At 56.4% G+C, this 6766-nt stretch carries 6 protein-coding genes and 1 pseudogene; 6 read left to right on the forward strand and 1 reads right to left on the reverse strand.

Annotated features, from left to right (window positions below; all coding sequences use genetic code 11):
* The 3 genes and pseudogenes from NWQ23_RS02210 to NWQ23_RS02220 all read left to right on the forward strand — a co-directional run.
* Positions 1 to 2066, forward strand: a pseudogene (locus NWQ23_RS02210) (DNA-directed RNA polymerase subunit beta'); the annotation flags it as partial.
* 134 nt (positions 2067 to 2200) lie between these two features.
* Positions 2201 to 2608, forward strand: a complete 408-nt coding sequence (locus tag NWQ23_RS02215) for a universal stress protein (protein WP_306164604.1) — start codon at positions 2201 to 2203, stop codon at positions 2606 to 2608.
* An 84-nt stretch (positions 2609 to 2692) separates the two neighbouring features.
* Positions 2693 to 3595 carry a DMT family transporter gene (locus NWQ23_RS02220; protein WP_306164605.1) on the forward strand — a complete coding sequence of 301 codons (903 nt, stop codon included), beginning with the start codon at positions 2693 to 2695 and terminating at the stop codon, positions 3593 to 3595.
* On the opposite strand, the gene NWQ23_RS02225 is transcribed toward NWQ23_RS02220, so the two are convergent.
* Positions 3596 to 4165: a hypothetical protein gene (locus NWQ23_RS02225; protein ID WP_306164606.1), complete on the reverse strand. Its 570-nt coding sequence runs from the start codon at positions 4163 to 4165 to the stop codon at positions 3596 to 3598.
* 412 nt (positions 4166 to 4577) lie between these two features.
* On the opposite strand from NWQ23_RS02225, the gene rpsL reads away from it, so the two are divergent.
* From rpsL to NWQ23_RS02240, 3 genes are all read left to right on the forward strand, one after another.
* Positions 4578 to 4949 (forward strand): 30S ribosomal protein S12, encoded by a 372-nt coding sequence (gene rpsL / locus NWQ23_RS02230; protein WP_306164607.1) that lies wholly within the window; start codon positions 4578 to 4580, stop codon positions 4947 to 4949.
* Positions 4950 to 4961: 12 nt separating this feature from the next.
* A complete protein-coding gene (gene rpsG / locus NWQ23_RS02235; protein ID WP_306164608.1) occupies positions 4962 to 5432 on the forward strand; it encodes a 30S ribosomal protein S7 in 471 nt (156 codons plus the stop codon).
* A 15-nt stretch (positions 5433 to 5447) separates the two neighbouring features.
* Positions 5448 to 6766 (forward strand): translation factor GTPase family protein (locus tag NWQ23_RS02240; protein WP_306164609.1); only part of this gene is annotated, 1319 nt, incomplete at its 3' end.

Genomic DNA, 6766 nt, shown 5'->3' on the forward strand with positions numbered 1-6766 from the left:
TCACGCAGATGAAGCAGTTGGGCGGTATGCGCGGCCTGATGGCCAAGCCGAACGGTGAGATCATCGAGACGCCGATCATCTCGAACTTTAAGGAAGGTCTGACTGTTCTTGAGTACTTCAACTCGACCCACGGTGCCCGTAAGGGTCTGTCGGATACGGCGTTGAAGACAGCGAACTCGGGTTACCTGACACGTCGTCTGGTGGACGTTGCCCAAGACTGTATTGTCCGCGAGGTCGATTGCGGTACGGATCGTGCGATCACAGCCGAAGCGGCTGTGAACGACGGCGAGGTTGTATCGTCCTTGGCCGAACGCGTCCTTGGTCGCGTTTCTGCCGATGACGTGCTCAAGCCCGGCACTGACGAAGTGATCGTCGAAGCAGGCGAGCTGATCGACGAGCGCAAGGCCGATATGATCGACGTGGCTGGCGTTGCCAAGATGCGCATCCGCAGCCCGCTGACCTGTGAAGCCGAAGATGGCGTTTGTGCAATGTGCTATGGTCGTGACCTCGCACGCGGTACCCGCGTCAACATTGGCGAAGCTGTCGGTATCATTGCGGCCCAGTCGATCGGTGAACCCGGTACGCAGCTGACGATGCGGACTTTCCACATCGGCGGTGTTGCGCAGGGTGGACAGCAGTCCTTCCAAGAGGCTTCTCAGCCTGGCAAAGTCCGGTTCGACAATGAAACGCTGCTTGAGAATGCTGCCGGCGAGATGGTTGTCATGGGTCGGAACATGACCCTGTCGATCACCGATGCCGATGGTGCTGAATTGGCCAGCCACAAGGTCGGCTATGGTTCCAAGGTCTTTGTCAAAGACGGCGCAGATATTCTGCGTGGCGATAAGATGTTCGAGTGGGATCCATATACCCTGCCGATCATCGCTGAAAAATCAGGTACGGCGCGTTACGTCGATCTGGTCAACGGTATCGCCGTGCGCGAAGAAACCGATGATGCGACGGGGATGACCCAGCGGATCGTTTCGGATTGGCGCGCTGCACCAAAAGGCAACGAGCTTGCACCAAAGATCATCGTTGTCGGCGCTGATGGCGAAGTTGTCCTTAAGGATGACGGCAACCCTGTCTCCTATGGCATGTCTGTTGACGCGGTTCTGTCGGTTGAAGACGGTCAGGACGTCAAGGCGGGTGATGTGATTGCGCGTATCCCGCGTGAAGGCGCCAAGACCAAGGACATCACCGGTGGTCTGCCACGGGTGGCGGAATTGTTCGAAGCCCGTCGTCCAAAGGATCACGCAATCATCGCCGAAATCGATGGCTACGTGCGCTTTGGCAAGGACTACAAGAACAAGCGTCGGATCGCGATCGAGTCCGCTGACGATGCGGACATCCGCGTCGAATACATGGTGCCCAAAGGCAAGCACATCCCTGTCGTGGAAGGTGACTTTGTCCAGAAGGGCGACTACATCATGGACGGCAATCCAGCCCCGCACGATATTCTTGCGGTTATGGGTGTCGAAGCCTTGGCTGACTACATGATCGACGAAGTGCAGGACGTGTATCGCCTGCAGGGTGTGAAGATCAACGACAAGCATATCGAAGTTATCGTACGCCAGATGCTCCAGAAGTGGGAGATTCAGGACAGCGGTGACACGGTTCTGCTGAAAGGCGAAACCGTCGACAAGGCCGAGTTTGATGAAGCCAATGAAAAGGCGCTGAAGCGGGGCGATCGCCCAGCAACTGGCGAGCCGATCTTGTTGGGTATCACCAAAGCGTCGTTGCAGACCCGTTCGTTCATCTCGGCGGCATCGTTCCAGGAAACCACGCGTGTGCTGACAGAAGCATCTGTTCAGGGCAAGCGCGACAAGCTGATCGGTCTCAAAGAGAACGTGATTGTTGGCCGTCTGATCCCCGCCGGGACAGGTGGTGCAACACAGCAGGTCCGCCGCGTGGCCGCTGATCGCGACAATGTTGTGATCGAAGCGCGCCGTGAAGAAGCTGAGGAAGCGGCCCGTTTGGCGGCTCCGATGCAAATGGCAGGGGCCTCGTCTGACGCGAATGTGTTTAGCGATGATTTCGTCGTGGACACGCCAGAGGGTGACAACGACTAGGTCGTTTTCCGCAAGACAAAAAGAGGCCCTCGCAGAGCGGGGGCCTTTTTCGTTTTGGCCTTTCCTTTCGTGACCCAGATCAATGCAGTCTGGGATCAGGATGCTATGATGCCTGAAACGAAAGGAAGCATCTCATGTATAAGAAAATCCTCGTTCCTGTCTCATTCGAAACCGATCGCAACGCAGAAGGTGCGCTGGAGATCGCCAAAGCTTTGCGCGCCGAGGGCGGAGTAATCACGTGCCTGCACGTTCTCGAGCAACTCCCGGGCTACGCGACACAATATCTTCCCGAAGGCCATCTGGAGGCCGCGAGGGCAGAGGTGGCCGCAGGCTTGAAAGCACTGACCGCGGGTGTCGATAATGCGTCGGCTGTTGTTGCACAGGGTCACGCCTCGCGGACGATCCTGAACCATGCCGATCACAACGATGTCGATTTGATCGTGATCGCCAGCCACAGACCCGGTATGCAGGACTACTTGCTTGGATCGACCGCAGCACAGGTCGTCCGCCATGCAAAATGCGCGGTCCATGTCTTGCGATAGGCAGCGACTCTTCATACTGGCCAGAAAAGCCCCTTTCTGATGTAGCCACTGGCGGCAGTTGCGCGGCCCTGATACGTCCCTTCCATGGCTTTGATGTCCGACAATCTTCGCGGTGCGCTTCTGATGATAGGCGCGATGTGCGCCTTTACGTTCAACGACGCATTCATGAAGTCGTTGGCGGATGAACTGCCTTTGTTCCAGGCGATCTTTTTCCGTGGAATCGGCGCGGTCGTTTGTCTGACGATCATGTGTCGGTTGCTGGGCCAGTTGCGGTTTGATCTTCCCGCGCGTGACTGGGGCTTGGTGTTCATTCGGACGATCGGCGAAGTGGGCGGGACTTATTTCTTCCTTACCGCTCTCTTCCATATGCCTATCGCGAATGTCAGTGCGATCCTGCAGGCGCTACCGCTTGCAGTCAGCCTCGCCGCTGCCCTATTCCTTGGTGAAGCGTTGGGGTGGCGCAGGTTGACCGCGATCTGCGTTGGTTTTGCCGGGGTTCTTTTGATTATCCAGCCGGGCGGCGCGGATTTCAGCAGCTATAGCTTCTATGCCCTTGCAGCGGTCGGCTGCGTTACGTTGCGAGATGTTGCAGTGCGTCGCATGTCGCACAAGGTGCCTTCGGTCTTTGTGGCGCTTGTTGCGGCGGTCGGTGTGACCAGTCTTGGCGCCATCGGGTCCCTGTTTATCGAGTGGCAGCCCTTTTCAACCACCTCGGCACTCCAACTGACAGGTGCGACAGGCTTCCTGATCTGCGGCTATATCGCGTCTGTCAGCGCTATGCGCGTTGGCGAAATCGCCTTTGTCGCGCCGTTTCGATATGCAAGCCTTTTGATCGCAGTCATTCTGGGCATTATAGTCTTTGGGGAATGGCCGAACCTCCTTGCCGTCATCGGGGCCGTTGTCGTGGTCGCGACGGGTCTGTTTACGCTTTACCGTGAAACCCAGTTGAAGATCCGGCAACCAGCGATCCCGGACCGGATCAGATAGTTAGTCGGCGGTCCCAAAAAATACGCCTTCAATGTCCATATTGAAATCGCCGACCGCATCCCCTGTCGCAGACCCAAAGACCGCATCCCCCCGGCGGAAGTTGTCATAGACATTGCCATCAAGCGTCAAAAGCACGTCCGAGCTGACTTCGACGTTGTCATTATCCACACCGGTGATCTGTCCGAACGCAAATGCATCAAGGCTGCCGCTGCTTTCGACTCCATCAATCTGCAACCTTCCGTCAAAGCGCTGGTTCGGTGTCCCGTTCGCATCAATCAGGTTGATGTTGGAAATGCTGCCATCGATCGTGTTGCTGGCAAAGCCCACGTTCATTGACATGTCGCCCAAGATGCTGCCGTTGGCGTCGCCTCGTACATTTGCCCCCAATTGCCCCGTATAGGTGACAGCACCCGTTGGCAGATTGAACGCGCTTGTCTGCGGTAGATTGCTGATCGCCGAGGCCTCGGCAAAGGCCCGGTCAACATCATTTTCGGATACAGTCGGTTCATTCGGTGCCACACAAGCGACAAGGGCTGCGAGTGTGATCAGGCTGGTGGTGATACGTATCATCTTGTGTCTCCATCGTGACAGGGTGCGTCATGTGATGGTGATGCAGTCGCCGCGCCCCGCTATGCAATAAAGGCCCGCTGCTATGGGATATCAGACATAGGCGACGGGCTCTTTCATGCCTGCGTGCCTGCATTCTGCAAACGGGTGGCTTGGGTCCTTTGCCCCTGTTGACAGGCCCAGAGACTCCCCCTATACGCCGCTCATCCGGGTTGAGGGCTTTCCTCGTGTCCCGATATCAAACCACGTAGTGGCCAAGAACCGAGCGACTATAGCTTTGTTCCTCTGGAGCTCACCGCACCGAACCTCCGGTAAGGGTTCGACTGCGGAATTTTTGTGCTTTCCGAAGTGGATCGCGCTTTTTGAAACCTTCGCGTTGCCGGGCGCACATGTGAATAGATGGGAACATCAAACGATGCCAACGATTCAGCAGCTGATCCGCAAGCCGCGCCAGCCAAAAGTCACACGATCCAAGTCGCTCCACATGGAGGGATGCCCACAAAAACGCGGTGTTTGTACACGCGTTTATACAACGACACCAAAGAAGCCGAACTCGGCTATGCGTAAGGTTGCCAAAGTGCGCCTGACAAACGGCTTTGAGGTCATCTCTTACATCCCAGGTGAAAGCCACAACCTTCAGGAACACTCTGTGGTTCTGATCCGTGGCGGCCGTGTAAAAGACCTTCCAGGTGTCCGTTACCACATTCTGCGCGGTGTACTTGATACGCAAGGTGTCAAGAACCGTAAGCAACGTCGTTCGAAGTACGGCGCGAAGCGTCCTAAGTAAGGGAAATCAAAGATGTCACGTCGTCACGCCGCTGAAAAACGCGAAGTTCTGCCAGACGCAAAGTTTGGCGATATCGTTCTGACAAAGTTCATGAACAACCTCATGGTTGATGGCAAAAAAGCCGTCGCCGAACGCATCGTCTACAACGCATTCGATCGCGTTGAAGGCAAGCTGAAGAAATCTCCCGTGGAAGTCTTCCACGAGTGCCTGGACAATATCAAACCATCCGTCGAAGTGCGTTCGCGCCGCGTCGGTGGTGCGACCTATCAGGTGCCCGTCGAAGTACGCCCAGAGCGCCGCGAAGCGCTGGCCATCCGCTGGCTGATTGCTGCAGCGAAAAAGCGCAACGAAAACACAATGGAAGAGCGCCTTGCAGGCGAGCTGATGGATGCGGTCAACGGCCGCGGCACAGCCGTCAAGAAGCGTGAAGACACTCACAAGATGGCCGACGCGAACAAAGCGTTCAGCCACTACCGCTGGTAAGAGGGAAAGCACCACATGGCACGCGAATATCCCCTGAACAGATACCGGAACTTCGGGATCATGGCGCATATCGATGCAGGTAAAACCACCTGCACCGAGCGGATCCTGTATTACACCGGCAAGTCCCACAACATCGGCGAAGTGCACGATGGTGCGGCGACAATGGACTGGATGGAGCAAGAGCAGGAACGTGGCATCACGATCACCTCTGCTGCGACCACAACATTCTGGCAGCGTCAGGAAGAACCAACCGCAGATGGCACATCGGACACCAAGATCCGCATGAACATCATCGACACTCCCGGCCACGTTGACTTCACAATCGAAGTCGAACGCTCTTTGGCTGTGCTTGACGGCGCGATCTGTCTGCTTGATGCGAACGCTGGTGTCGAACCACAGACCGAAACCGTATGGCGTCAGGCTGACCGCTACAAAGTGCCGCGTATCGTGTTCGTGAACAAAATGGACAAGATTGGCGCTGACTTCTTCAACTGCGTGAACATGATTGCAGACCGGACAGGTGCGGTTCCCGCTCCGATCCAACTGCCAATCGGTGCAGAGACAGAACTTGAAGGCATCATCGACCTCGTGACCATGGAAGAATGGGTCTATCAGGGCGAAGATCTTGGTGCCTCATGGGTGCGCCAGCCGATCCGTGACAGCTTGAACGAGTTGGCTCTGGAATGGCGCGGCAAACTGATCGAGCTTGCCGTCGACATGGATGACGATGCGATGATGGCTTACCTCGAAGGGGAAGAGCCTGATGTCGACACGCTGCGCAAGCTGATCCGCAAGGGGACGCTGGCGATGAAATTCGTGCCTGTGCTGGCCGGCTCGGCGTTCAAGAACAAAGGTGTTCAGCCTTTGCTCAACGCAGTGATCGATTATCTTCCCAGCCCGTTGGACGTTGTCGACTACATGGGCTTCCGCCCCGGTGACGAAACAGAAACCCGTAACATCCCGCGCCGTGCGGATGATGATATGGCGTTCTCTGGCCTTGCCTTCAAAATCATGAACGACCCGTTCGTGGGCTCCTTGACCTTTACCCGCATCTATTCGGGTCAGCTCAAGAAGGGCGACGCGATGCTCAACTCGACCAAAGGGAAGAAAGAGCGCGTGGGCCGGATGATGATGATGCACGCCATCAACCGCGAAGAAATCGACGAAGCATTCGCCGGTGACATCATCGCGCTGGGTGGTCTGAAAGACACGACCACCGGTGACACGCTGTGTTCCGAGAAGGACCCTGTTGTTCTTGAAACAATGACCTTCCCAGAGCCGGTGATCGAGATCGCGGTCGAGCCAAAGACAAAGGCCGACCAAGAGAAGATGGG

This window comes from Yoonia sp. (assembly GCF_030731595.1).
Lineage (GTDB): Bacteria > Pseudomonadota > Alphaproteobacteria > Rhodobacterales > Rhodobacteraceae > Yoonia.